Below are 26,089 nucleotides of genomic sequence, written 5' to 3'. Positions count from 1 at the left end.
GACCTGAAATCAGCGTCATCTTGAGCGAACGCCAGCGAAGGCTGTTGAACTTTTATAGTCAGCAACCAACGAGTCAGCCCCATCACGAGGAAGAGATTACCCCTCACCAGGCAGTAACCGTTCCGTGATGGTAGTCCCGACCGGTTATCCGCATCGGGTTACCCACTATACGCCGTGAGCGAGCCGGTGGTGACGCGTTTTTTGAAAAGCAGAACGGGTATGAACCGGGCGAATGGCACCCGAGTCATACCCTTTGAAGATGAAGGACCCGTTAGCGGCGTCGGCGCGGACGCACCAGATCCTGGCCGAAGATCAACCCGGCGACGACGGCTGCTAACATGGCTGTGCCCTTGTGCTTGCGAAAGAAGCTCTTTCCGGCGGCGCCGACCTCCTGGGGTGGCGGCAGTGATGCCAGGACCGAGGCGGCAGCCGCCGGCCAAGCCGCGGCGGCATTGCCGGCCTTCCGCATCTGCTTCTTCTCCTGTCGATCACGAGGCGCCTTACTCTGGGCGATGCCGATGCCGAGGATGATGAGCGCCAGCAGCACCAGGGCTGCGGCCGTGATGACGGCCGCCCAGACCGGGCCAAGGCGTTCCTGAATAAAGATCCACAGCGCCGCCGCACCGCAGCCGGCCGCCGGCAACAGAATCAGACCCGCGACCAGGGCGCAGATGCTGAGGATGGCGACACGCTTGGCCGCCGCCGCTGCGTCCTCGACGATCACCACCGGATTGAAGGCGAGGAGCGCGCCGATGCGCAGCAACCGCGAAATGTTTGCCATCACCTGAGCCGCCGGGTCAGCGGGTGATGATTTTGCTGAAGATGAAGCCCGCTGCGAATGCGATCAGCAGGCTCGACAGCGGCTGCTCCTCCACATGCGCTGTCACTGCCTCGGCCGACTTCTTGCTCTTCTCGGACACCGTTTCGTAAAGGTCGGAGGCACGACCGCTGATCTTGTCGGCAGCGTCCTGGCCCAGCCGGCTCCCCTCCCGCATCGCCATGTCCTTCATCTGCTTGATCAGGGAGGCGACGTCCTGCTTGAGCATCGAGAGGTCGTCGGCGACGTTCTTCGCTTCGGGCGCGGTTTCGGACTGAAAGTCGCTCATGACGGTCTTCCTCACTAAAGCAATTGATGGGTGACGACACTCGGTCGGATAGTCCGAACTTGGGGCCCGGATGGCAAAACGCAATAAGCGTCAAAGACTTCCGGGTCTGACACTTACTTTATCGGTTTCGGCACTCGGCTCAGCAGCACCGCAAGCACAGGCCGCTGCACCAGGGCGTACAGCAGCACCGCGACCACTTGCGTCACGATGGCGAGGGCCGCAAACAGCAGCGGGCGCGACAAGGAAAAGCGGCCACCCCAGATAAGCCAGGCGCTGAGCACGATCGGCTGCGCCAGAATGAAAGCATAGGCGGTGCGCGACCAGCCGAGCAGCGCGCCCTCACCGGCGACCGACCATGTGCGCTCGCTCAAGGCACAGCCGCTGAGGACCATCAGGAAGCCGAGGAAAAAGAGGCTGGGGCCGGCCAGGATCGAACCACCGAGGAGGGCCATGATACCGATGATGATGGCGGTGAAACGCACCGCCACGAAATACTCCGCCGCCCGGAACAAGGTGGCGCACAGCGAAATGCCCATCACCAGATCGATCAGAATGCGCGGCGGCCACATCCATTCCAGTCGATAGCTATGGAGGTAGAAGGTGAAGCCGTACAGGATCGCGGACAGCACAACCCCTGCCCAGCAGATATCCGGTTGCGTCGTCCACATCATGAAGATGGCGAGCGGGAGCAGGACCGTTAGAACCAGGACCGTGGCGATGACGCGGAACTGGATGTGGAACAGCGTATCCTGCCACGGCGGCACCACCGCCTGCCCGGCTGCCAGATGCAGCCCATCCTGCGCGCCGATCGAGACGAGCAAAGGGATCAGGAGCGCCGCGATCACTGCCAGTGCGACCGGCACGGCGATCCGCCGATCGAGTGAGGTCTGAAACTCCCGACGGAAGTGGACGGCGATGAAGCCCGCAATGACCGCGCCGAACTCCGGCATGAACTGCCCCTTGTCGAGGGCCGACCTGCTCAGTGGTCCCAACCTCTCGGCCATGGCCGAAAACGGCGGCAAGGCCATGACCTGCCACAGGAAGAAGAAGCCGGCCGCCAGCAGGCCGAGGAAGAAGACGCCGCGAAAATCGCTCCTCGCCGGAATCGATTTGGCCTGCCATCGGAGGTATTGCGGACTAACCGTCATTATCATGATGTATCGCCTGATCGCTGTGCCGGTTCGCCGTCGGGCGCATGGCTAGCAGAGCCGGCCCGGACCTCCAAAGCGCGTGATCGGCTGACCTGTCGCCTCGTCGGCAATCGGGGGCTTGCCCGCCCCCCCGAAAAACCTTAGAGACCGGCCTCCCGACGCGGATTGGGTGCGTAGCTCAGCGGTAGAGCATCGCCTTCACACGGCGGGGGTCACAGGTTCAATCCCTGTCGCACCCACCAGTCCGCGTCCGGTAGGCAGCCTCCTGACCCTATTGCACCGTCATCCGCGCACTTGATGCGCGGATCCATTGGCGCCCATGGATCCCCCGATCAAGTCGGGGGATGACGAAAGGCATTCGGCTGCGGGCGCTAGCTTCTAGAACCCGAACATATGGTCGAGCGAGAAGCCTCCGCACTCGTCCACCAGGCCGTGATAGCCGAACAGCCGGCAGGTCGTGTCGCGGATCAGCACATAGCCGCATGGTCCGGCTTGCTCGATCGCCGCCTTGGAAAAGATGCGGTCTGGGCGCACCAGCATTGAGCCGGAGGCGGCGATGGAAATGCTCTCCTCGGTCACCACGTCGCCCGCGCTGTCATGCAGGGTGAGCATCGTCTCCGAACGCGGCTTCCACTGGGCCGAGGTCGAATAGATCAGATGCGCGAAGCTCGCGCGGCCCGGCTCGCCCAATTTCAGGAACAACCGCGTGGTCAGGCCCGGCGGCGGCCCGGAATAGGATTGCGGCTCGCCCTTGTAGGTCATCAAGGTGTTGAAGATATGCGCGCCGAAACTGGTCTCGGCCGCGTGGCTGCCGTCCCGCATCTCGTAGCGCACCAGGGCATGCAGCCAGCCATTCGCTTCCCCTCCGTCGCGGAAATCGTAGACCAGCTCGGCATGGCCGCCGATGTCCTGAAGCGCCGTCGCATCCAGAAGCGCATCGAAATCCACCGCCACCGCATGGTCGCGCGGCAGGCAGCCAAGGAAGCTCTGGCCCAGCGGCACCCCTTCGGCGTCGAAGATATCCAGCCGCACCGGCAGCGCGGTTTCGGTCTCGGCCATCGGCGTCGGCAGAACGATGCTGCGCAGGTCGCGGCGAGGCAGAATCGGGAAAGGCAGCAGGAATCCCCGCCCCAGCAGATCGGGAAGGGTCGCAATGCCCGGATCGGGCCGAAGATCGGCGCGTTCCACATTCACATGGGCGATGCGTGTGCGGCCCCGGCGCGTGACTTCGTAACGCGGCCGCACGATGTGGCGACCCGACAATACCTCGACCTGCTCGGGCCAGCGCAGGCCCGGCAGCAGTTCCGCGACATCGAGCGCGCGGCTGGCAAAGGGGCCGATCGGTTCGGCGAGGGCCACCGGCTCGCCCCGGCCCATCCGGTCGAGGGCGATGGCGCCCGCCGGGATCACCGTGCCATGGCTGTTCTGCACCCAAAGCACCACGCGCTCATCATCGCGCGGGGCCGGCAGGCCGGCATAGCGGTTGGACGGCCAGGCATTCGCGTCATGGGTGCAGGACAGGCTGCCGTCATTCCCCGATCCCCGCGTGTCGAGCGCGTATTTGACGATGTCATGGCCGGCGACGCCGATGGCGTGGATGAACAACTGGCCGGTGAACGCCCCCAGGCCGAATCGCGCGCGGATCTCGGTGCTGTCGAAGGCGATGCCGCCAGGCCCGCGCGGCGCCGGCGCCTCCCACTCTGCCATCACTTCGCCCGCACCGTCATAGAGACGCAGCCAGAAGCGCACATTGGTCGCGCCATATCCGGCCCAGTAATTGGCGGTGACGAGACGAGAGGACAAACCGCGCTCGTCACGGAAGAAGGCGAAGTTCATGGCGAAGTTCAGGGGATCGAGGTAGCGGCGCGTGTTGGTGAGCATCGCCGCGGGCAGGCGCGCCTCATCGAGGCTCAGGATCGTCATGTCTTCGGGCAGCCAGGCGCGCAGGCGGGCGATGGTACGCCCCGCGTCAAAGGCCGCCACGAGCACCGTGCGGGCGCCGCTGGCGGCCAACTGGGTGACGGGCTGAGCGGTGAGGCCGGCGCGCACCGCACCCAGGGCGCGGACGTCTTGCACAAACAGACCGGCGATCGGCAGCGCCGGATACAGCGTCAGCAAAGGCGAGGCGACGCCGTCCGGATCGAACAGCATGACGGGCCCGGCGTCGCCCAAGCGCTCCGCCAACCGCGCCATGGCTTCGGCCGCGAGAGGATGCGCCAGGGCCTTGTAGAGAACATTGCCGCCACTGGCTGCGTCGAAGGTCTGGATATCGAGCATCGTCGGAAACTGCCTATCGTGAAATCGGAAGCCCATAGCGTGTCATGGCGGATAACGCTTCGCTCATCCGCCCTACACCGCGCATCGATCGTACCGCACATCGTCTCGAGCGAAGCGCTATCCGCCGGCCTCTAGAAGTCCAGCCGGTGGCGCATTTCCTGCGCCGCAGCCAGCGTGTCGTCCAGAGGCGAGACCGGCCAATGCTCATACCGCCCCTCGAACGGCCGCACCCGACCCTCGGCAATGAGGTGCCGCGTGAACAAGCCGATCCGGCGTGACCGACCCGGCAGCGGCGCCAGCATGACCGGCGCGGTCGTCGCCACCGCTTCCGACACCATGGACACCGAGTCGATGGTGCTGATGATCATGTCGGCCAAAGCCAGCATCCCGAAATAGGGATTGTCGCCCTCCCCGTTCCACACAAAGGCGCCGAGCGGCTCCAGCGTTTCCCGCAGCACGCGCATAGCGGCAGGGTCGGTCCGTCGTGACGGCGTCAGTACCACGCCGACGCGGTCCTTTCGCATCATGCCCACCAGCGATTGGGCCAGCCCGTCCGCCACCGCCGCATCCAGCTTGAAACGGCCATTGGTGCCGCCGACCAGAACGGCGACCAGCGGGCGCGCCAGCGGGGCGAAGACCGGCCGCCATATCTCAGCCGCTTCCGCCAGTCGCGCCGGGGTCGCGCGGTGCAAGGCAGTGCGAGTGACGATGACATTGGGGCCATCGATCTCGTCATGGCGATTGACCACGACGAGGTCGAAGCGCCGCAGCGGCATGCGCGGATGCTGAATATGCACGATGCGGCGGTCCGGTCGGCGCAGCGCGGCGCCTACCGCCCCGGCCATGCCGCCGCAGCCGAAGATGACATCCGGCATCGGTCCCGCCAGAGCCGCACTATCGACGGATCGCAACGGCCAGGGCCAGCGCGGCGCGGAGACCAAGGTCCAAGGCCAACGCGGTTGCAGAGTGCGCACACCGGGGTTGAGCCCCGCCGCCTCGGCGAGGCCGAGGGCCTGCGACTGTAAGCCGGCATAAGGCTCGGTGAGAATCCAGGATGAGGGAGGTGCCGCAGGAGCGTGCGAGGCCGTGGAGGACATGCGGACTTTGTGATGCGCGGCATGGCCACCCGTCAACGGCATGCGCTTCAGCGCAGATGCCCGGTTGCCGGTTTGAGCGACGGGTATAGGATGATCGACATGGATGATACCCTGTTGCGACGCGCGCCGGACTCTGCGAACGCATCCTCCGATACCGTGGAGATGCTGGCCCGCCTCGTCTCTTTCGACAGCACCAGCCGCAACAGCAATCTGCCGCTTATTGCCTTCATCAGTGATTATTTGAACGGCTTGGACGTCCCCTTTCGCCTGAGCAATGATGACACCGGCACCAAAGCGAATATCCACGCCATCATCGGCACGCCCGGCCCGGGCGGCATCGCGCTGTCGGGTCATGTCGATACAGTGCCTGTCGAAGGTCAAAGCTGGACCAGCGATCCCTTCACGCTCCGCGCCACGGGCGGCCGCCTTTATGGCCGTGGAACCGCCGATATGAAGGGTTTCGTCGCGTCCTGTCTCTGCGCCATTCCCGACCTCCAGGCGGCGCGGCTCAAGCGTCCCGTCCATCTCTTCATCAGCTACGACGAGGAGGTCAATTGCAACGGCGCGCGCCGGCTGATCGAGGATATGCAGCTCAGCGGCTGGACCCCCGACCTTTGCCTCGTGGGTGAGCCAAGCCTGTTGCAGCCGATCACCGGCCACAAAGGGCGGCTGGCATTACGCGTGACGGTACGCGGGCGCGGCGGCCATTCCTCGACCCCCGGCAAGGGCGTCAACGCCTTGCAGGCGGCGTCGGAAGCGGTCGGTTGGGTCAGTCGGGAAGCGGCGCGTTTCGCCGGCAACGGCCCCTTCCACCCCGGCTACGAGCCACCCCATACGACGTGCCATGTCGGTCTGATGGGTGGCGGCACGATCCTCAACATCATCCCCGACCATGCCTGGTTCGAGATGGAGTGGCGCACCGTGCCCGGTGACGACTTGTTCGCGGAGCTGGATCGTTTCCGCGCCTATGTCGCCGAAGCGATCGAGCCCGCCATGAAGGCCGTCGATCCCGCCGCCGGTTTCAGCTTCGAGGTCATGAACTGGATTCCCGGGCTGTCGTTGGAGGAGACGCATCCCCTCGCCGATCTCATTCGCCAGACCACGGGCGCGAACGGCGCCGGTCGCGTCAGTTACGGGACCGAGGCTGGCCTCTACAGCAACGCCGGCATTCCGACGATCGTCTGCGGACCGGGCGACATTGCCCAAGCGCATCAAGGCGACGAGTGGATCGCCGCGAGCCAGTTGGCGGCCTGCGACAGCTTCATCCGCCGCCTCGCTGTGCGGGCCTGCGGATGAATACCGTCGCCACGGCCGTCCCACCTGCCATACCGCGCTTCCTCGTGGATGTGTCCGCACCTGACCTCGACCCTTGGCGTGAGGGCAACACCGGCGTGCGCGGTTTCACGACGCGCGACAGTGGCGTGGCCGGGCCGCATGTCGTTCTGACGTCCCTCATGCACGGCAATGAGATTGCGGGTGCGATCGCCCTCGACCGGCTGCTGCGGGGCGATTTGCAGCCCTTGCGCGGCAAACTGACCTTTGGCTTCGCCAATGTCGCGGCCTTCGACCGCTTCGACCCGGCGGAGCCGATCGCCTCCCGCTATGTCGAGGAAGACCTCAATCGGGTTTGGGACAGGACCTGGCTCGGCGGCTCACGACGATCCGTAGAACTCGATCGCGCGCGCGACATGCGACCGTTGATCGACACGGCGGACGTGCTGCTCGACCTGCATTCGATGTTATGGCCGTCCGACCCGCTGATCCTGTGCGGATCGACGGTGAAGGGGCGCCGGATCGCGCAAGGGATCGGCACGCCCGCCCTGGTCGTCTCCGATCCCGGCCATAGCAACGGCCGCCGGTTGATCGATTACGCACCCTTCGCGGATCACGAATTGGCGCCGGTCGCGATCCTGGTCGAGGCCGGGCAGCATTGGGAGGCAGCGACCGTCGAGGCGACCATTCAGGCCATCGCCGGGATGCTGCGCCTGCTGGGCATGGTGGCGCCGGACGATCCCATCCTGCCGCCGCGCGCCGGCAGGATGCCGTCAGCCTTTGCGGAAGTGACGACCGTCGTGACCGCGAAGACGGCTGGGTTTGCCTTCGTGCAGTCGTATCGAGGCGGCCAGATCATTCGCAAGCGCGACACGTTGCTGGCGGTGGACGGCGCGACCGATATTCGCACACCGTATAATAATTGCCTGCTGGTGATGCCGAGCCTCCGCCCGAGCCGTGGCCATACGGCCGTAAGGCTTGCGCGGGTGATGTAGGTCACGCCACCCGGCGAGGCTCCTCCAGCGTCAGGTGCGCGATATAGCCCGAACGGCTTTCACCGGCGGCACGCGCCAAGGCATCGAGGCGCTTCAAGACACGACGCGGGAGCGTGATATTCACCCGCTCCACAGCATCGTCGAGAAGCGCCGGGTCCAGGGTAATGACGCCGAACGTCCAGCCTTCAAAGTCGGCGTGCTGGCGAATAGTCTCCAGGCTGCTGGGCGCGGGAACAGCGTCACCCGCGTCGAGCGCCGAATCGATCCAGGCGGCGGCGGCTTCCTCGGCCGCCATCATGGCCTCATCCAAGGTATCGCCGGCCGAAAAGCACCCAGGCAGATCCGGCACGACGATGCCGAAGGCGGTCGTATCCGTGCCCAGTTCAATCGCGACAGGAAAACGCATGAGGGTGGTGCCTCCTAAAGGCCCGCTTGCTTACGGATCGTGGCGACAAGACCGGTTCCCAGATCCTTCTTCGGGTGTGGCACGACGACGCGCCCCCCGCGATTGGGATGTTTGAACACATGATGCGAGCCCCGAACGCGATCCAGAAACCGTCCAGCAGCCTTCAATTGGCGGATGATATCGGCGCTGCTCATCGTGCGCATTATACACACGGTCGAGGTCCAAGTCTAGTTGGCGTATAGCGCTGCGCTCATCCGCCCTACGATTCGTATTGCCATCGCGCCGCGTCACCCTTTGGCGGTGAGCCGCAACCCGATGGCGCCGGCCACGATGGCGGCGATGCACAGCAAGCGAACGGCGCTCGCCGCTTCCCCAAAAACGAAGATGCCCACGATCGCCGTGCCGACGGTGCCGATCCCCGTCCAGACAGCGTAGCCCGTGCCGAGCGGCAGGGACTTCAACGCAAAACTCAACGCCACGAAACTCGCACCGGACACCACAAGGGTGATCGCCGCGGGCAGCCATTTCGTGAAACCGTGCGATTCCTTTAAGAAATAGGACCACACCGGCTCGCAACAGCCCGAAAACACGAGCAGCAGCCAGGCCATCCTACGCCACCAGACCGGTCGTCATGCCGGTTCGCCTTGAATCGGGGTAAGGCCCAGACGGGTCATCATGGCCGTGACCTCCGCCGTCGCGGCTTCTGCGGCGGCAGCATCCGTGCCCTTGGTCACGATCGCGACGCCGGTGCCGATCTCGCGGGCGAAGGGATAGCTGCCGACATCGAGATCCGGATAGCGCTTCTGCACAGCCTCCAGGTCGGCGGCGATGGCACCCTCCAGCAATCCCATGGCGTAGACAGCGCGGGAGATGACCGGCAATCCGCCCTCCAGCGTCGGGGCCAGACACTCGAACATCGCCTGCATGATGCGGGGCACGCCGGCCATGACATGGACATTGCCGATGGTGAAGCCGGGCGCGGCCGAGACCGGATTCTCGATCAGCGTCGCGCCACGCGGCATCGTCGCCATCCGTTGGCGGGCTGCGTTGAACTCGCCCTTGGGGTAGCGGGCGTTCATGATGGCGTAGGCTTCGTCGTTGATCTCCCACGGCACACCGAAGGCGGCTGAGATGCATTCGCTGGTGATGTCGTCATGCGTCGGCCCGATGCCGCCGGTGGTGAAGACATGGTCGAAACTCGCCCGCACCGTGTTCACCGTTGTGATGATGGTCTCGGCGACATCCGGGATCACCCGCACTTCACGCAGGGGAATGCCAAGCTCCCCCAGCCGCGTCGCCAGGAACTTGATGTTGATATCCTGCGTGCGGCCCGAGAGGATCTCGTTGCCAATCACCAGCAGGCAGGCGGTCGGGTTCGGCATGGAATGAGCCTCAATGACGCAAAGGGGATTCAGAGAAGATCCCGCAGCATCGGGATCAGCGGCTTGTCGGCGGGCAGCATCGGATAGTCGGCCAATTCGTCGGGCTTGACCCAGCGAATCGTCTGACCTTCACGCGGTGATGGAATACCTTGCCACAAACGGCAGAGAAACAACGGCATCAGCAAGTGGAAACGTTCGTAGGAATGCGAGGCGAAGACAAAGGGCGCGAGGCAGGAGCGTGAGACGTCGATGCCCAGCTCCTCGTGCAGTTCGCGGGCCAGCGCCTCCTCCGGGCTTTCGCCTGGCTCGAGCTTGCCGCCGGGAAACTCCCAAAGCCCCGCCATGGCCCGCCCCTCCGGCCGCCGCGCGATCAGCACGCGGCCAGCGCCGTCGATCAGCACGCAGGCCGCGACCAGCAACAGCGGCAAGCCCGTCTCTGACGCCGGCAGGTCTGGATCGGCCGAGAGATCACGCCGGCTGACGGAAAAGCGCCGCACCGGATGGGGACCGCCGCGCGACAGGAACATCTCCTGCCCCGTGCCGGTTTCGCGAAAGCCTATCCGCAGCAGCACGGCGGCGGAGGACGGGTTATCGGTCGCGACCAGCGCGTCCACACCCTCGAAAGCGAGGTTGGCCAAGGCCCAATGCACGACGCGGCTGGCGGCTTCCGTCGCCACGCCATGGCCCCAGAATCGGCGCCCGATCCAATACCCGAGGGTCGCCCGCCGCTGGCCGGCGATGGGCTTCAGACTGAGGGCGCCAACCAGCATTTCCGCGCCATTCTCCTCGCCAGTGATGACGAGGTCATAGGCCGTGCCTTCGCTGCGGCGGATGACGGCATCGGCGATCCATTGATCGGCCAGGGCGCGCGGATAGGGGAAGGGCACGGTCTGCAACATGCGGCAGACCTCCCAGTCATTGAGCAGGCGGTGAAGCTGTTCCGCATCTTCCGGCGCGACGGGCCGGAGCGTCAGCCGCTCGGTCGTCAGTCGGAAGGGCGCGGCCTCAGCTTCGGTAACTGCCATTGATATCGATGTAGCCGTGAGTGAGATCGCAGGTCCAGACGGTCGCGGCGCCGGCGCCGAGGCCGATATCGACCGCGATCTCGATCTCCTGCCCCTTCATATGGGCGACGACGGGTGCCTCGTCATAGCCATCGACCACGGTGCCGTTGCGGGCCATCCAGGTGCCGCCGATGGCGACGCCCAGCAGGTCGCGGTCCGCCGGCTCGCCCGACTTTCCGACGGCCATGACGATGCGGCCCCAATTGGCGTCCTCACCGGCGATGGCGGTTTTCACCAGGGGCGAATTGGCGATGGCGAAGGCAATGGCCCGCGCGGATTTGGCGGAAGTCGCCGCCTGGACGGAAATGCGGACGAGCTTGCGCGCCCCCTCCCCATCCCGCACCACTTGCAAGGCGAGGTCCTGAAGCACCTCGTTCAAGGCGCGGCGAAAATCCTTCAGCATGGCGCCGCCGCTTACCGTCACGTCCGGGTTGCCCGCCAAGCCGGTCGCAAACAGAAGAACCGTGTCACTGGTCGAGGTGTCACTGTCGACCGTCACGGAATTGAAGCTGGGGCCGACGCCCTTCGCGAGCATCGTCTGCAGCGCCTCGGACGGAATGGCCGCGTCTGTCGCGATGAAGCACAGCATCGTCGCCATATCGGGCGCGATCATGCCGCTGCCCTTGGCGATGCCGTTGATGGTAACGGTGACGCCGCCGATCTCGGCGGTGCGGACACTCGCCTTGGGGAAGGTGTCGGTCGTCATGATGGCGCGGGCAGCGTCTTCCCAGCCATCCTCGGTCAGCGTCTCATGCAGCGCCGGCAGGGACGCAGTGATCCGCTCGGCGGGGAGAACTTCGCCGATGACGCCGGTGGAGGACAGAAACACCTGCTTCGGTGGGCAGCCGACGAGGTCGGCGGCCGCCTTGGCGGTTGCTTTCACCGTGGCGATGCCGGCCTTGCCCGTGAAGACATTGGCATTGCCGGCATTGACGACCAGCGCACGCGCCTTGCCGCCGGCCAGCGACGATCGGCACCAGTCAATCGGCGCACCGGGACAGCGGTTGCGGGTGAAGACCCCCGCGACCGTCGTCCCGCGCGGAAAGACCATCATCATGAGGTCGCGCCGCCCCGTGTAGCGGATGCCCGCCTCAAAGGCGCCGAGGCGGACGCCCGCCACTGGCCCCAGGGCCGGCAGAGGCACCGCGAGGGGCGAAACGCTCGTGATCTTGGCCATGCCGCCTGTCTTTGCTTAATTGCCGGTGGCGGGCGCGGCCGGTATCGCGGGCTGCGGCGGCAGGGGCTGACCGTCGGGCCCGAACTCCTTGATGGTGACGGCGCTGCGAACCTGCGCGAGGAGGCGATGGACGCCTTCCTGGATCAGCTCGTTGCGGATCTTGTCATGCACATCGGCCAAGGCCGGGGCCGCATCGGTCTTGTGGCCCAGCACCTGGATCACGTGATAGCCGAACTGCGTGTGCACGGGGGTCGGGGTGATCTGCCCGTCCTTCAAGGCGAAGGCGGCATTGGCGAATTCAGGCACCATGTCGGTCTTCTTGAAGAACCCAAGGTCGCCGCCGTTGGACGCGCCGGGATCCTTGCTGTCCTTGATCGCGAGCTTGCCGAAGTCCCCGCCATGATTGAGTTGCTTGATGATGTCCTCGGCTTCGGCTTGGGTCGCGACCAGGATATGGCGCGCATGCACCTCCTCGACGCCAGGCTTGTCGGCATATTCGCTTTTGTAGCGCGCCTGGATCTGAGCCTCGCCGATTTCCGGGCCGACGGACTTGGTGATCAGCGCGGCCTGCATCACCTGCTCAATGCCGGCGGCGATCCGCTTCTTGACCTCGGGGTCGTTCTCCAGGCCCTGCTTGTTGGCTGCGATCGCCATGGCCTTCTGATCCACAAGCTGCTCAAGCAGAATCGGATAGAGCTGATCGGGCGTCATGCCCTGAAGCTGCTGCGGCAGGTTGCGCGTCAGCGCCGAGAGGTCCGACAGATGGACATCGTCGCCATTGACGATGGCAACCACGGGGTCGGTCGGCGCCGCCGTGGCGGGGGCCGGAGGCGCGGGCGGGGTGGTCTGCGCCCGAGCCCCCTGCGCCGCGAGCGAAAGTACGATGGCGGAACTTGCCAGAAGGGTCAGCGACAGGCGTGAGCGCATAAGAAACCTCGAAGGAGCGGGGCGGGAAAGGCGGCGGACAATGGCCGAAGAGCCGGGGCACCACAAGCCGGCGCGCCTGTCCCTAGCCTATCCAAACCATGACAAAAGCCCCAGCCTGCGCCGGCGCGTTGACCGGGCTATGCGCCAGTCCTATCACTGGCGCCCCAATATGCCCCACAGGCGCCGTGCCACGTTCCGGGCGGTGCCTCAAGGCGGCCCGCCGCCACCGGTCGGCCTTCGACTCCCGGCCCTTTGACCCAAGGTTGTCATGTTCGGATCACTTGCCCGCGTCATTTTCGGAAGCAGCAACGATCGCTCCCTCAAGGGCTATCGCCGCATCGTGCCAGCGGTCAATGCCCTGGAACCTGCCATGGCGGCGCTGACGAATGACGAGCTTCGCGCCAAAACCGAAGAGTTCAAGGGCCGTATCCTTGGCGGCGAGGCGCTCGACAATATCATGGCCGAGGCCTTCGCCACTGTCCGCGAAGCCTCCAAGCGCGTCCTCGGCCTGCGCCATTTCGACGTTCAGCTCGTCGGCGGCCTGGTGCTCCATTCCGGGCGGATCGCTGAAATGAAGACCGGCGAGGGCAAAACCCTGGTCGGCACCCTGCCCGTCTATCTCAATGCCCTATCGGGCCGTGGCGTCCATGTCGTGACGGTGAACGACTACCTGGCCCGCCGCGACGCCGAGACGATGGGGGAGCTTTATTCCTTCCTCGGTCTGTCCACCGGCATCATCGTCCATGGGATGGAGGATAATCAGCGCCGGGCGAGCTACGCCTGCGACATTACCTATGGCACCAACAACGAATTCGGCTTCGACTATCTGCGCGACAATATGAAGTACCGGCTGGAAGACATGGTCCAGCGCGACTTCCACTATGCCATCGTCGATGAGGTAGACAGCATTCTGATCGACGAAGCCCGGACGCCGCTGATCATCTCCGGCCCGGCCGAGGATTCCTCGGACCTCTATCGCCAGGTCGATGAGGTCGTCGTTCGCCTCGTGCTGGACCCAGAGACCTTCGAGAAGGACGAGAAGCAGAAGGCAGTCACCATGACCGAGGCGGGCTCCGAGCGCGTCGAGGAAATGCTGCGCGACGCCGGCATCATCACGGAGGGTAACCTCTATGACGTCTTCAATATCTCCGTCGTCCATCACGCCCAGCAGAGCCTGCGCGCCCATACGCTGTTCGCCCGCGACGTGGATTACATCGTGCGCGACGACAAGGTGATCATCATCGATGAGTTCACTGGCCGCATGATGGAAGGCCGGCGCTATTCCGAAGGCCTGCATCAGGCGCTGGAGGCCAAGGAACACGTCACCGTCCAGCCCGAGAATCAGACCCTCGCCTCCATCACCTTCCAGAACTACTTCCGGCTCTATCCCAAGCTTGCCGGCATGACCGGCACGGCCATGACGGAAGCCGATGAGTTCGAGGAGATCTACAAGCTGTCGGTGGTCGATATCCCCACCAACGTCTCGGTGGTCCGCAAGGACGAGGATGACGAGGTCTATCGCTCCGCGAAGGAGAAATATGCCGCCCTCGCCGCCCTGATCGCCGAGACGCGCAAGCGCGGCCAGCCGGTTCTGGTCGGCACCACCAGCATCGAAAAGAGCGAGATGCTGAGCGAGCTGCTGACCAAGGAGCAGGTGCCGCACGCCGTGCTGAACGCGCGCTTCCATGAGCAGGAAGCGACCATCATCTCCCAGGCCGGCGCGCCGGGCGCGGTGACCATCGCCACCAATATGGCCGGCCGTGGCACCGACATCAAACTCGGCGGCAATATCGAAATGCGACGCAAGCTGGAGCTCGCCTCCATCGCCGACGCCGAGGAATACGCGGCGCGGGACGCGGCCATGGTGGCCGAGGTTGCCCAGGCGCATGACGCCGTGGTCGCGGCGGGCGGCTTGTTCGTGGTCGGCACCGAGCGCCACGAGAGCCGGCGCGTGGACAATCAGCTGCGCGGCCGCTCAGGCCGTCAGGGCGATCCGGGCCATTCCCGCTTCTTCCTGTCCTTGGAAGACGACCTGATGCGCATCTTCGGTTCCGACCGGATGGGCGGCATGTTGCAGCGCCTTGGCCTGAAGGAAGGCGAGGCGATCACCCATCCCTGGATCAACCGGGCGCTGGAGAAGGCGCAGAAGAAGGTCGAGGCGCGGAACTTCGACACCCGCAAGAACTTGCTGAAATACGATGACGTGATGAACGACCAGCGCCGCGAGGTCTATGCCCAGCGCCGCGAGTTCATGACCTCGGAAGACGTGTCGGACACCATCGACCAGATGCGCGCCGAAGTGATTTCGCAGATGGTTTCTGCCCGCATCCCCGAGAAGGCCTTCGCCGAGCAATGGGAAACCGCTGAACTCGCCGAAGATATGAACCGTGTCCTCGGCCTCGATCTGCCGATCGTCGCCTGGGGCCGCGAGGAAGGAATCGACGAGACTCATATCCGCGAGCGCGTCGAGCAGGCCGCCAATGAAATGATGGCCGCCAAGGCCGCCAATTTCGGCATCGAGCTGATGCGCATGGTCGAAAAATCGCTGCTGCTCCAGACGCTGGACCAGGTTTGGAAGGAGCATCTGCTCAACCTCGACCATCTGCGCCAAGGCATCGGCTTGCGCGCGTATGGCCAGCTTGACCCCTTGCGCGAATACAAGTCCGAGGCTTTCGCCCTGTTTGGCGCCTTGCTGGAGGACCTGAAGGAGCGGGTGACGGCGCTGCTCGCCCGGGTCGATTTCCAGCAGCCGGTCGATCCGCCGCCGCTGCCGCCGATGTTCGAAAACCACCCCGAGGATGCGCTGCAGCAGCCGATGACGTCGTCGATCTTTTCGCAGATGCTGGAAGCGCCGGCCGCCGAGCGGGACGAGCCGGGCACGATGCTCGCCGACGTGCCGCCGGAATGGCGCAACACGCCGCGCAACGCGCCCTGCCCCTGCGGCTCGGGCAAGAAGTTCAAGCAATGCCACGGGCGGCTCAATTAGGCGGGTGAGCCTGACGGTGGAATGCGCAGTGCATTCCACCTGACACCCTGTTCTGGTCGCAGACTGCCCTCATCCTCGTGACCTTTCCTGCTTGAAACTTGACCCGGCGCGCGCCTTCTGCACCGAGTTGATGCATGGACGACAGCAACCCCCTTCTCTCCCCCTGGACCACGCCTTTCGGCGCCCCGCCCTTTGACCTCATCGCGCCAGCGCATTTTGCGCCGGCCTTCGAGAGCGCGATGGCCGACAACCTGGCCGAGATCGCGGCCATCGGCACGGACCCCGCGGCGCCTACCTTCGCCAATACGGTCGAGGCGCTGGAGCGCAGTGGCCGGGCGCTGGGCCGCGTCGGCGCGGTGTTCCACAACCTCGTCGCCAGTTACGGCGGTGAAGCGCTGGAAGCGCTGGACCGCGACATGTCCCCCAAGCTCGCACAGCACGGCATGCAGGTCTCGCTCGACCCGGCTCTGTTCAAGCGCATCGACGCGCTGCACGGGCGGCGGGAGGCGCTGGGGCTGGACGAGGCGCAGATGCGCCTGCTCGACCGGCTGCATCTGAGTTTCGTGCGCAGCGGCGCGGCGCTCGGACCCGCCGAGAAGACGCGCATGACCGAAATCTCCGAGCGGCTCGCCGTGCTGCACACCGCCTTCGGCCAGAACGTGTTGCATGACGAAAAGGCCTGGCACCTGCCGCTGGCCGAGACCGACCTCGACGGATTGCCCGACTTCGTGCGCGCCGGCGCGCGCCAGGCGGCCACCGAGCGTGGCCTGGACGGCTATGCTGTGACGCTGTCGCGCTCGCTGATCGAACCCTTCCTGACATTTTCGGCCCGCCGCGACCTGCGCGAGACGGCCTATGAGGCCTGGATCGCGCGCGGTACCCATCCTGGTGCGCATGATAATCGGGCGCTGATCCCCGAGATTCTGTCTCTACGGCGCGAGCGGGCGAAGCTGTTAGGCTATGAGAGCTTCGCGGATTTCCGCCTCGCGGACAGCATGGCGGGGTCACCGGCGGCGGCCGAAAGCCTGCTCGCGGAAGTGTGGGAGCCCGCGAAGCACAAGGCGGCCGAAGAGCGGGACCGCTTGCTCGCTGTGGCCCGCCGTGATGGCTTCAACGGGGCGCTGGCGCCGTGGGACTGGCGCTACTATGCCGAGAAGGTGCGCCAGGCCGATTACGCCGTCGATGAGACGGAGATGAAGCCCTATTTCGTGCTGGAGAACATCCAGCAAGCGGCCTTTGACACGGCAACGCGGCTGTTCGGCGTCACCTTCACGCCCCGGCCGGAGGTTCCCACCTATCATCCCGATGTCCGTGCTTATGAAGTGCGGGACGCGGATGGCCATGTCGGCGTGTTTATCGCGGATCATTATGCGCGGCCGGACAAGCGCTCCGGCGCCTGGATGAGCAGCTACCGCGACCAGGAGGCGATGGATGAGGTGATTTCGCCGATCATCGTCAATAACAACAACTTCGCCAAATCAGAGCCGACGCTGCTGAGCTTCGACGATGCCGAGACGCTGTTTCACGAATTCGGCCATGCCCTGCATGGGCTGCTGAGTAAGGTGCGCTACCCCGGCCAGTCCGGCACTTCCGTCCGTCGCGATTTCGTCGAGTTGCCCTCGCAAATCTACGAGCACTGGATGGCGCTGCCGGAAACGCTGCGGACCTACGCGGTCCATCACGAAACGGGTGCGCCGATCCCCGAGGCTTTGATCACGCGCCTGCTCGCGGCACGCGGCTTCAACGAGGGTTTCGGCACCGTGGAATATACCGCCGCCGCGCTGATCGACATGGCCTTGCATCGTCATCCGGCACCGGAGACGCTCGACCTGGAGGCCTATGAGCGAGAGTTTCTGGGCGGCATCGGCATGCCCGCGGAAATCGGCATTCGTCATCGCCCTGCGCATTTCCAGCATCTGTTTTCCGGCGGCGGTTATGCGGCGGGCTATTATTCCTATCTCTGGGCGCAGGTCTTGGACGAAGACGGGTTCGAGGCGTTCAAGGACGCCGGCGATTACTTTGACGCCGCCACGGCCGGGCGGCTGCGCGATATCCTCAGCGCCGGCGACACGCGCGACCCGATGGCGTTGTATATGGCCTTCCGTGGCCGCGCACCGAGCACGGCGGCCTTGCTGCAGAGCCGGGGATTAGCTGGCGGATAACGCTACGCTCTTCCGCCCTACTACACATCGTAGGGTGGAAAAGCGCAGCGTATTCCACCCTCTAGCTTGGCGGGTCAAACGCCCGGATGGGCGGCAGATTGCCGGTGAACTTCTCCACCTGCACGGTGGTCAATTGCCCCGTGCAGCCCTGTGCGAGCGAGGAACTGCCGACATCGCGCGTCAGCACATTCGGATTGCCATGCACACATAACGGCATGTCCTCCTCCGGATCCTGCGGATCATACCAAGCGCCGGTGGGAATCTGCATGACGCCGGCACGAATGCCATCGGTGATGCGCAGCGACGCGAGACAAGCGCCGCGCGCATTGAACAGCCGAATGATGTCGCCGTCCGCCAAGCCACGCGCCGCCGCATCATCGGGGTGCATGCTTGCCACTTCCCTGCCCCGACGCTTGGCGCCGTCACTATGACCGCCGAAGTCGAGTTGACTATGCAGCCGTGTCGCCGGCTGGTTGGCGACCAGGAACAGCGGGGCCTCCGCACTCGGCACATCCGCCGGCGGCAGCCAGGCCGGGTGACCCGGGCAATCCGCCTCATTGAAGCTGGCCACAGTGGCAGAGTAGATTTCGAGGCGACCGCTCGGCGTCGTCAGCGGATAGCCCGCGGGGTCTTCGCGAAACCGCCGCAGCTTGCCGCCGTCATCCGGCTTCTGCGGTAGAACGAGACTCTCCGCTTCCCAGAATTCGGAAAATGTCGGCGCCGTAAGGTCTTGCTTGATCAACCCGTCTCGCGTGCGCTCGTACAAATGCTCCAGCCACTCGCGCGGCGTGCGACCCTCACTGAAGGCGTCACGCTTGCCGAGCCGTTCGGCCAGATCGCAGAAGATGGCGTAATCGTCTCGCGCTTCGCCGTAAGGTTCGGCGATTTGATGCATGGCAACCAGCAAAGGATCTTGCGGATTGCCACCGATATCCTCACGCTCAAAGGTCATCGTACAGGGTAGCACGATATCGGCGTGGCGCGCCGTCGCGGTCCAGGCCAGTTCATGCACGACGAATGTATCGACCTGCGCGACGGCGCGGCGCAGACGATTGAGATCCTGGTGATGGTGAAAGGGGTTTCCGCCCGCCCAATAGATCAGCTTGATCTCGGGATAGGATCTGGTCTCGCCATTGTAGCGATAGGGCGTGCCGGGGTTGAGCAGCATATCCGCGATGCGCGCGACGGGAATGTAATCGCCGACGCCGTTGCGGCCTTGTCCCAAGGTCGGCATCGGCACGGCATTCTGCCGCCGCCCGTAATAGGCGATGGCACCGAGACCATAGGCGTAACCGCCGCCGGGCAGGCCGATCTGGCCAAGCGCCGCCGCCAACACGGCGCCCATCCAGACCGGCTGCTCGCCATGTTCAGCGCGCTGCAGGGCATGCGCGACGACGACGACGCAACGCTTGCCGTGCAGGCGCTGCGCCAAAGCGATGATGTCATCGGCCGGGATATCCGTAATCTTGGCCGCCCAGGCGGCGTCTTTCGGCTGGCCATCCGTCACGCCACGCAGATAATCCTCGAAGATCGGCCAACCTTCCGTGTAGCGCGCAAGGAAGTCGCGATCATGCAGGTTCTCGGCAACCAGCGTATGCACCAGCGCCATCATCAGCGCCGTATCGGTGCCAGGGATATTGCTGACCCAATCGGCATGCACCGAGTCCTGAAGGTCGCTGCGCTGCGGCCCGACAAGCACGAATTGGCAACCCCGCGCGACGGCGCGGTCCATCGCGCCACGCTCGACATGGGCGCTGACGCCGCCGCCCGCGATCATGCTGTTCTTCAGCGCCATGCCGCCGAAGGCGAGGACGATGTCGCTATGCTCCGCGATCTGCTCCCAGGTGACGTTGTGCATCGTCAGGTCAGAATAATCGCCGAGGACATGGGGCACGATGACGGCAGAGGCGCCGGCGCTATAGCTATTGATTGACCGCACATAGCCGCCGATCGCGGTATTGAGGAACCGATGCAACTGGCTCTGCGCATGGTGGAAGCGCCCGGCGCTGGCCCAGCCATAGGAGCCGCCGAACACCTGTTCCGGCCGCAGCCGACGAAGTTCGTCGCCGAGGCGGTCGAGCACCTCATCCCAGCCGACCGCCACGAACCCATCCCGACCGCGCCGTGCGTCCGGCCCTGCGCCGCCTTCCAGCCAGCCGCGACGGACCATCGGCTGGGCGATGCGTGCGCGATGGCGCAGCGCCGCAGGAAAGTTCTCAACAATGCCGTTAGGATCAGGGTCCCCGGCGAAGTTGCGAACCTCCAGCTTGCCGTCCTGCCAACGGGCGGAGAAGGTTCCCCAATGGGCGGCATGCGGCTTGAACGGGACATTCATCTCAGATGTCTTTCATGAGACGGATAGCGTCATAGATCGCGGCATGGATGTTGCGGCTCGACACCGCATCGCCGATGCGAAACAGCCTGTAACCGCCGTCAGCGTTGCGCATCACCGTCTGCGGCCGGCCCGCGATCAGCGCAGTGTAATCGACCTCACCGAGATTGACCGATGCGGGCTTCAACGCGAAATACAACGCATCGAGAGGGAGAGTACCATGATCGACCACGATCTGGTCGGCCTCTTTCTCGATATCACGCTTGCCATACTCATCGAAAAACACGCCGGTGATCCTATTGCCTGTCCGTTTGAGGGCGCGAAGCCGTAGGTTGATGGTAATCGCCGCATTGTGCTGGTTCAAGGATTTGAAATAGGGCGGATAGCTGGTGCCGCCGACATCGGGTGCCAGCGTACGCTCCGGCGTCACCACCTCGAGCGCTGAACCCGCCTCGGCCAGGAACTCCGCCACCGTCATGCCGGAATGGCCACCATTGTCGTCATAGAGAATGACGGAGGCCGCAGGCCGCACGGCACCGGACAGTATATCCCAGCTTGATGTCGCAAACTCGGCGCCCGTTTCGAGAAAACTCGTGTCCGGAATGCCGCCGGTCGCGATCACGACGCAATCCGGTGCCTCCGCCAGGACATCGCCGGCCTCGGCATAGAGGTTGTAGTGGAATCGCACGCCGAGCCGCGTGCATTCCGATATGCGCCAATCGATAATGCCGAGGATCTCGCGACGGCGTTTGAGAGCGGCGGTGAGATGCACCTGCCCGCCGGCATTCGGTGCGGCTTCGAAGACCACCACCTCATGCCCACGCTCGGCGGCGACGCGCGCCGCTTCCAACCCCGCAGGGCCTGCGCCAACCACCACCACCTTCCTGCGCGCACCTATGCTTTTAAAAATGACATGAGGAATGCTGTCTTCGCGGCCGGTCGCGGCATTATGGATGCAATGCCCTTCGCCGGAGGAATAGATGGAATCGATGCAATACCCCATGCCGACGCAGGGACGGATTTCATGCTCACGCTTTTCGATAACCTTTCGCGCAATATGCGGATCGGCCATATGGGGTCGCGTCATGCCGACCATGTCGAGCTTACCGCTCTCCACCGCATAACGCGCCGTCGCAACATCCTGAATGCGCGCGGCATGAAATGTCGGCAGTCGTGTCGCCGCACGGATCTCACCGGCGAAATCGAGATGCGGTGCAGACCGCGCGCCCATGCCGGGAATGACATGGCTCAGCGCTTCATCGGTATCGATATGGCCGCGAATGACATTGACGAAATCGATCAGGCCCGACTGCGTCAGACGTTGCGCGATGGAGATGCCATCTGCGCGCGTCAACCCCTGCTCCCATTCCTCATCGCAAACCATCCTGACACCGACGAGGAAGTCGGGACCCACGCGCACGCGGATGGCGACCAAAACCTCCATGCCGAACCGCATGCGGTTCTCGATCGAACCGCCGTATTCGTCGTCGCGCCTATTGGTAGCGGGCGACCAGAACTGGTCAATGAGATGACCGTAGGCTTCGAGTTCGATCCCATCGAGACCGGCTGCCTTCGCGCGCTCGGCACCATCGGCATAGGCCGCGACCACACGCGCAATGTCCCAATCTTCAATGATTTTCGGAAAGGCGCGATGCGCGGCCTCGCGCACATTGGAGGGTGCGAGCACCGGCAGCCAATCGGCCTTGCTCCAACTCGTGCGGCGGCCGAGATGGGTGATCTGGATCATGACGGCCGCACCGTGGTTGTGCACGCCATCAGCCAGTTCGCGCAACCAACCGACGCTCTCATCCTTGTAGAGCAGGATATTGCCGAAGGATTGCGGACTATCCGGCGCGACCACGGCGGAGCCGCCGATCATCGTCAGCGCAATGCCACCGCGCGCCTTCTCCTCATGATAAAGCCGGTAGCGCGCCTTCGGTAGGCCATCATCGGTATAGGCCGGCTCATGCGCCGTCGACATAAATCGATTGCGCAACACAAGGTGTTTCAAGGTGAAAGGCTGTAGAAGCGGGTCGCTGGACATGGCGCCAAACTACACCATCGGGACAGCCTTCCCAAGCCGCGTCCGCCGCTCCATTGTGCCGCAATTCGCCCTCCTGGAGGTCTTCCGCGTGCAGGTTATCGATCGCTTTCCCTACGGCGTGCAGGAGCTGGAGAACGTCTGGATTCCCTTGGCCGACGGCACCTGCCTCGCCGCCCGCATTTGGCTGCCCATCGATGCACCGAAAGCCCCTGCGATCCTTGAGTTCCTGCCCTATCGCAAGCGGGATGGAACGGTCGATCGCGATGCCTTGACGCATCCCTATTTCGCCGGCAATGGCTATGCCTGTGTTCGCGTCGATATGCGCGGCAGTGGCGAATCTGATGGCCTGCTCGAAGACGAATACATCGCGCAGGAACAGGATGACGCGCTGGAGGTGATCGCCTGGATCGCGTCCCAGCCTTGGTCTTCCGGCAAGGTCGGCATCATCGGCATTTCCTGGGGCGGCTTCAACGGCTTGCAGATCGCGGCGCGGCGGCCGCCCGCGCTCGGCGCCGTCGTCACCATCTGTTCCACCGACGATCGTTATGCAGATGACATCCACTACATGGGCGGATGTCTGCTCAATGACAATTTGCAATGGTCTTCGACCATGCTCGGCTATATGTCCCGCCCGCCGGACGCCGCGCTGGTGGGTGACCGGTGGCGGGAGATGTGGCTCAACCGCCTCGACACCATGCCGCTGCTGATCGATACCTGGCTGCGTCATCAACGCCGTGACGCCTATTGGAAGCACGGCTCGATTTGCGAGAATTTCGCCGATGTCACCGCGCCCGTGCTCGTGGTCGGCGGCTGGGCCGACGGCTATTCGAACACCGTGTCGCGTCTCGTCGAAGGTCTGGCGCATGTGCCACGCAAGGGCATCACCGGTCCCTGGGCGCATAAATATCCGCATTTCGCCAAACCCGCGCCGCGCATCGGCTTCTTGCAGGAATGCCTGCGCTGGTTCGACCAGCATCTCGCCGGAAAAGACACCGGTGTGATGGCGGAACCGCTGTATCGCATCTGGCTGCAGGATTGGGCGGAACCTCTCGCCCAATATGCCGAGAGACCCGGCCGCTGGGTGGCGGAAGACGCCTGGCCGCGCACGGGCGTGACACTGGCCCTCAATGCCGAGGGCTTGCGCGCGCAACCGGGACCGGAGACGCAGCTCGATTGGTCGTCTCCGCAGAACCTGGGCGAAGCCTCCGGCACTTGGTTCAGCTTCGGCCTGATCCCCGATCAGCCGACCGATCAACTGGTCGATGACGGCCGTTCGCTGGTCTTCGACACCGAGCCGCTGACGGAGCGGCTGGAGATTCTCGGCACGCCCGTGTTGGAGTTGGAGCTGGCGGTCGATCGCCCGCTCGCCACACTCTGCGTGCGGTTGAATGACGTGTCACCCACCGGCGGCTCCCTTCGGGTGAGCTACGGTTTGCTCAACCTCACACATCGCAACGGGCACGAGCAGCCGGAGGAGATGATCCCCGGCCAGCGCACGCGGATCAGGATCGCCCTGAACGATGCGGCGCATAGCTTCGCGCCTGGCCATCGGCTGCGCATCGCTGTCTCCACCACCTATTGGCCGATCATCTGGCCGTCGCCGGAAGCCGTCACGCTCAGCCTGTTTGCCGGCGTCTCCACTATCTCGCTTCCCGTCCGCGCGCCGCGCGCCGAGGATGCGGCGGTGACATGGCAACCAGCCGAGGGCGCACCGCCTTTGGAGCGGACATGGCAGCGCCCGGCTGACAGCTATCGGACCGTCACCCATGATGCCGCGACCGGGGAGATGGTGATCTCCTCCCTCAACGACACCGGCCGCTCGACCATCCTGCCGCATGGGCTGGAGACGGAATCGATCCAGCGGGAGGTCTATCGCATCCAGGCGCGCGATCCGCTGTCCGCGTCTGTGGAGGTGAGTTGCACCCTGGCCGTCGGGCGTGGCGATTGGCAAACGCGCGCCGATAGCCGCACGGTCATGACGGCGACGAAGACGGAGTTCGTGATCGATGCGACGCTCGACGCCTTCGAGGGGGATACACGCGTCGCCTCCCGCACTTGGTCGACACGCATTCCCCGTGACGGGGTTTAGCTACTTCGTCAATTGCGTCGCAAGCGCTACGCGCTTGCGCTCTACGGCCTGTTCCAACCAACCGACATGCATTTCCGGTACCGAAGCCAAAAGCAGATCGGTGTAATCATCGAAGGGTGGCGCGAGGGCGATAGCCTTCGGGCCACTGCGCACCAGCCGGCCGCGATGCATGACCACGACATGATCGGCAATGGCGCGCACGGTTTCAATGTCATGCGTGATGAAGAGGTAGGACACCTTGGTCTCGGCTTGCAGCTTCATCAGCAGCGTCAGAATGCCGTCCGCAACCAGGGGATCGAGCGCCGATGTCGGCTCATCGCAAATGATGAGTTCCGGCTTTGCGGCGAGCGCACGCGCGATGCAAACGCGCTGCTTCTGGCCACCGGATAGCTCGGCCGGATAGCGATCCACCAGGGCCACCGGCAGTTCGATGGAGTCCATCAATTCGCGAATGCGCGTTTCCCGCGCCCGACCGGAAAGACCGAAATAGAAGCTCAGTGGACGGCCAATGATATGGCGCACTGTCTGCCGCGGATTGATGGCGACATCGGGGATTTGGTAAATCATCTGCAGCAGCCGCAGCTCCTCGCGCGGACGCCTATGGTAGTCGGGCGCGAGCGGCTTGCCTTTGAAACTGACGCTGCCACCGGTGGGTTTTAGCAACCCGGTGACGACACGCGCGAGGGTCGATTTACCCGAACCCGATTCGCCCACGATCGCGACCGTCTGACCGACCGGCACATCGAAGGACACATCCATTAACACCGGCACCGGGCCGTAAGACGCATTGATGTTCTGCACGCGCAGCAGATTCGGCGATGTCGGATCGGCATGGGTCAGGTTCGGAATGCGACGCACCGAAACCAGCTTGCGCGTATACTCCTCGCGCGGCGCTTCGATGATCTGTCGCGCTGTGCCGTATTCCACCATCTTGCCGTGGCGCAGTACCATGATGTCATCGGCGATCTGCGCGACGACCGCGAGGTCATGGGAAATATAAAGCGCGGCCGTGCCGGACTCCTCGATCACGCGCTTGATGACGGCGAGCACGCCGATCTGCGTCGTCACATCCAGCGCCGTTGTCGGCTCATCGAAGACGATCAGGTCAGGCTTCGGACACAGTGCGAGGGCCGTCGCGATACGCTGCAACTGCCCACCGGACAGCTGGTGCGGAAAGCGCTCCCCGATCGTCTCCGGTGACGGCAGTTCCAGCATCTTGAACAGCCAGCGCGCGCGCTCCGTCGCTTCCTTGGGCGACATCAGCCCGTGGCGCACCGCTGCTTCGATCACCTGATCGGTAATGCGGCGCGACGGATTGAGGGCAGAGGCCGCCGATTGCGCGACGTAAGAGACCTTGTTGCCACGCACGGCGCGAATGCCGGTGCGCGACAAGGCCCGCATATCCCGCCCGTCGAAATCGATGACGCCACCGGTGATGCGGCAACCGCCCCGCCCATACGCCATGGCGGCGAGACCGATGGTGGATTTGCCGGCGCCGGATTCGCCGATCAGGCCAAGAACCTTGCCGCGATCGAGCGTGAAAGACACGCCATCGACAATGGCGACGTTCTTGGAAGGCTCACCGGGCGGATAGAGCGTGACTTCGATGCGCAGGTCATCGA

20 protein-coding genes and 1 tRNA gene are annotated in these 26,089 nt (G+C 64.5%); 6 read left to right on the top strand and 15 right to left on the bottom strand.

Annotation, left to right across the window (positions count from 1 at the left end):
- Window positions 1–271: 271 nt before the first annotated feature.
- The 3 genes from QP803_RS08545 to QP803_RS08535 all read right to left on the bottom strand — a co-directional run bounded on the left by QP803_RS08545 (window position 272) and on the right by QP803_RS08535 (window position 2,260).
- A complete protein-coding gene (locus QP803_RS08545; RefSeq protein WP_284947345.1) occupies window positions 272–781 on the bottom strand; it encodes a hypothetical protein in 510 nt (169 codons plus the stop codon).
- A gap of 16 nt (window positions 782–797) precedes the next feature.
- Window positions 798–1,106 (bottom strand): ElaB/YgaM/YqjD family protein, encoded by a 309-nt coding sequence (locus tag QP803_RS08540; RefSeq protein ID WP_284947344.1) that lies wholly within the window; start codon window positions 1,104–1,106, stop codon window positions 798–800.
- A gap of 113 nt (window positions 1,107–1,219) precedes the next feature.
- Window positions 1,220–2,260 carry a hypothetical protein gene (locus QP803_RS08535; protein WP_284947343.1) on the bottom strand — a complete coding sequence of 347 codons (1,041 nt, stop codon included), beginning with the start codon at window positions 2,258–2,260 and terminating at the stop codon, window positions 1,220–1,222.
- 164 nt (window positions 2,261–2,424) lie between these two features.
- On the opposite strand from QP803_RS08535, the gene QP803_RS08530 reads away from it, so the two are divergent.
- Window positions 2,425–2,499, top strand: a tRNA-Val gene (locus tag QP803_RS08530).
- Window positions 2,500–2,635: 136 nt separating this feature from the next.
- On the opposite strand, the gene QP803_RS08525 is transcribed toward QP803_RS08530, so the two are convergent.
- Complete coding sequence (locus QP803_RS08525) at window positions 2,636–4,534, bottom strand: hypothetical protein (RefSeq protein ID WP_284947342.1); 1,899 nt, start codon at window positions 4,532–4,534, stop codon at window positions 2,636–2,638.
- A gap of 131 nt (window positions 4,535–4,665) precedes the next feature.
- On the bottom strand, window positions 4,666–5,673 hold the full coding sequence (locus QP803_RS08520; protein WP_284947340.1) for a mitochondrial fission ELM1 family protein: 1,008 nt from the start codon (window positions 5,671–5,673) through the stop codon (window positions 4,666–4,668).
- A 57-nt stretch (window positions 5,674–5,730) separates the two neighbouring features.
- On the opposite strand from QP803_RS08520, the gene argE reads away from it, so the two are divergent.
- Both argE and QP803_RS08510 read left to right on the top strand, forming a co-directional pair.
- The gene (gene argE, locus QP803_RS08515; RefSeq protein ID WP_284947339.1) at window positions 5,731–6,927 is read left to right on the top strand and encodes an acetylornithine deacetylase; all 1,197 of its coding nucleotides are present in this window, start codon (window positions 5,731–5,733) and stop codon (window positions 6,925–6,927) included.
- Window positions 6,924–7,898, top strand: a complete 975-nt coding sequence (locus QP803_RS08510; RefSeq protein ID WP_284947338.1) for a M14 family metallopeptidase — start codon at window positions 6,924–6,926, stop codon at window positions 7,896–7,898. Before argE ends, QP803_RS08510 begins: the two co-directional genes overlap by 4 nt.
- A 1-nt stretch (window position 7,899) precedes the next feature.
- On the opposite strand, the gene QP803_RS08505 is transcribed toward QP803_RS08510, so the two are convergent.
- The 7 genes from QP803_RS08505 to QP803_RS08475 form a co-directional block, all read right to left on the bottom strand.
- Window positions 7,900–8,304 (bottom strand): type II toxin-antitoxin system HicB family antitoxin, encoded by a 405-nt coding sequence (locus tag QP803_RS08505; protein WP_284947337.1) that lies wholly within the window; start codon window positions 8,302–8,304, stop codon window positions 7,900–7,902.
- Between the two features lie 14 nt (window positions 8,305–8,318).
- The gene (locus QP803_RS08500; protein ID WP_284947336.1) at window positions 8,319–8,498 is read right to left on the bottom strand and encodes a type II toxin-antitoxin system HicA family toxin; all 180 of its coding nucleotides are present in this window, start codon (window positions 8,496–8,498) and stop codon (window positions 8,319–8,321) included.
- Between the two features lie 93 nt (window positions 8,499–8,591).
- Complete coding sequence (locus tag QP803_RS08495) at window positions 8,592–8,912, bottom strand: DMT family transporter (RefSeq protein ID WP_284947335.1); 321 nt, start codon at window positions 8,910–8,912, stop codon at window positions 8,592–8,594.
- Window positions 8,913–8,933: 21 nt separating this feature from the next.
- Window positions 8,934–9,686 carry a competence/damage-inducible protein A gene (locus QP803_RS08490; protein WP_284947334.1) on the bottom strand — a complete coding sequence of 251 codons (753 nt, stop codon included), beginning with the start codon at window positions 9,684–9,686 and terminating at the stop codon, window positions 8,934–8,936.
- 29 nt (window positions 9,687–9,715) lie between these two features.
- Window positions 9,716–10,711 carry a bifunctional GNAT family N-acetyltransferase/(deoxy)nucleoside triphosphate pyrophosphohydrolase gene (locus QP803_RS08485; protein ID WP_284947333.1) on the bottom strand — a complete coding sequence of 332 codons (996 nt, stop codon included), beginning with the start codon at window positions 10,709–10,711 and terminating at the stop codon, window positions 9,716–9,718.
- The gene (gene argJ, locus QP803_RS08480; protein ID WP_284947332.1) at window positions 10,692–11,927 is read right to left on the bottom strand and encodes a bifunctional glutamate N-acetyltransferase/amino-acid acetyltransferase ArgJ; all 1,236 of its coding nucleotides are present in this window, start codon (window positions 11,925–11,927) and stop codon (window positions 10,692–10,694) included. Before argJ ends, QP803_RS08485 begins: the two co-directional genes overlap by 20 nt.
- A gap of 15 nt (window positions 11,928–11,942) precedes the next feature.
- On the bottom strand, window positions 11,943–12,854 hold the full coding sequence (locus QP803_RS08475) for a peptidylprolyl isomerase (RefSeq protein ID WP_284947330.1): 912 nt from the start codon (window positions 12,852–12,854) through the stop codon (window positions 11,943–11,945).
- Window positions 12,855–13,122: 268 nt separating this feature from the next.
- Between QP803_RS08475 and secA the strand changes: the two genes are divergently transcribed.
- A complete protein-coding gene (secA, locus tag QP803_RS08470) occupies window positions 13,123–15,840 on the top strand; it encodes a preprotein translocase subunit SecA (RefSeq protein WP_284947329.1) in 2,718 nt (905 codons plus the stop codon).
- A gap of 134 nt (window positions 15,841–15,974) precedes the next feature.
- The gene (locus QP803_RS08465) at window positions 15,975–18,002 is read left to right on the top strand and encodes a M3 family metallopeptidase (protein WP_284947328.1); all 2,028 of its coding nucleotides are present in this window, start codon (window positions 15,975–15,977) and stop codon (window positions 18,000–18,002) included.
- Between the two features lie 61 nt (window positions 18,003–18,063).
- Here QP803_RS08465 and QP803_RS08460 read toward each other — a convergent pair whose 3' ends face one another.
- Complete coding sequence (locus QP803_RS08460) at window positions 18,064–20,337, bottom strand: molybdopterin-dependent oxidoreductase (RefSeq protein ID WP_284947327.1); 2,274 nt, start codon at window positions 20,335–20,337, stop codon at window positions 18,064–18,066.
- Window position 20,338: 1 nt separating this feature from the next.
- On the bottom strand, window positions 20,339–22,315 hold the full coding sequence (locus QP803_RS08455) for an oxidoreductase (protein ID WP_284947326.1): 1,977 nt from the start codon (window positions 22,313–22,315) through the stop codon (window positions 20,339–20,341).
- A gap of 31 nt (window positions 22,316–22,346) precedes the next feature.
- On the opposite strand from QP803_RS08455, the gene QP803_RS08450 reads away from it, so the two are divergent.
- The gene (locus QP803_RS08450; RefSeq protein WP_284947325.1) at window positions 22,347–24,467 is read left to right on the top strand and encodes a CocE/NonD family hydrolase; all 2,121 of its coding nucleotides are present in this window, start codon (window positions 22,347–22,349) and stop codon (window positions 24,465–24,467) included.
- Here the strand turns inward: QP803_RS08450 and QP803_RS08445 are convergent, their stop codons facing one another.
- Window positions 24,468–26,075: an ABC transporter ATP-binding protein gene (locus QP803_RS08445; RefSeq protein WP_284947859.1), complete on the bottom strand. Its 1,608-nt coding sequence runs from the start codon at window positions 26,073–26,075 to the stop codon at window positions 24,468–24,470.
- Window positions 26,076–26,089 lie beyond the last annotated feature (14 nt).

Origin of the sequence: Acidisoma sp. PAMC 29798, assembly GCF_030252425.1 — a bacterium.
Taxonomy (GTDB): domain Bacteria; phylum Pseudomonadota; class Alphaproteobacteria; order Acetobacterales; family Acetobacteraceae; genus Acidisoma; species Acidisoma cladoniae.
Note: the sequence above shows the minus strand (reverse complement) of the source record. Positions and strands in the feature narration are given on the sequence as shown.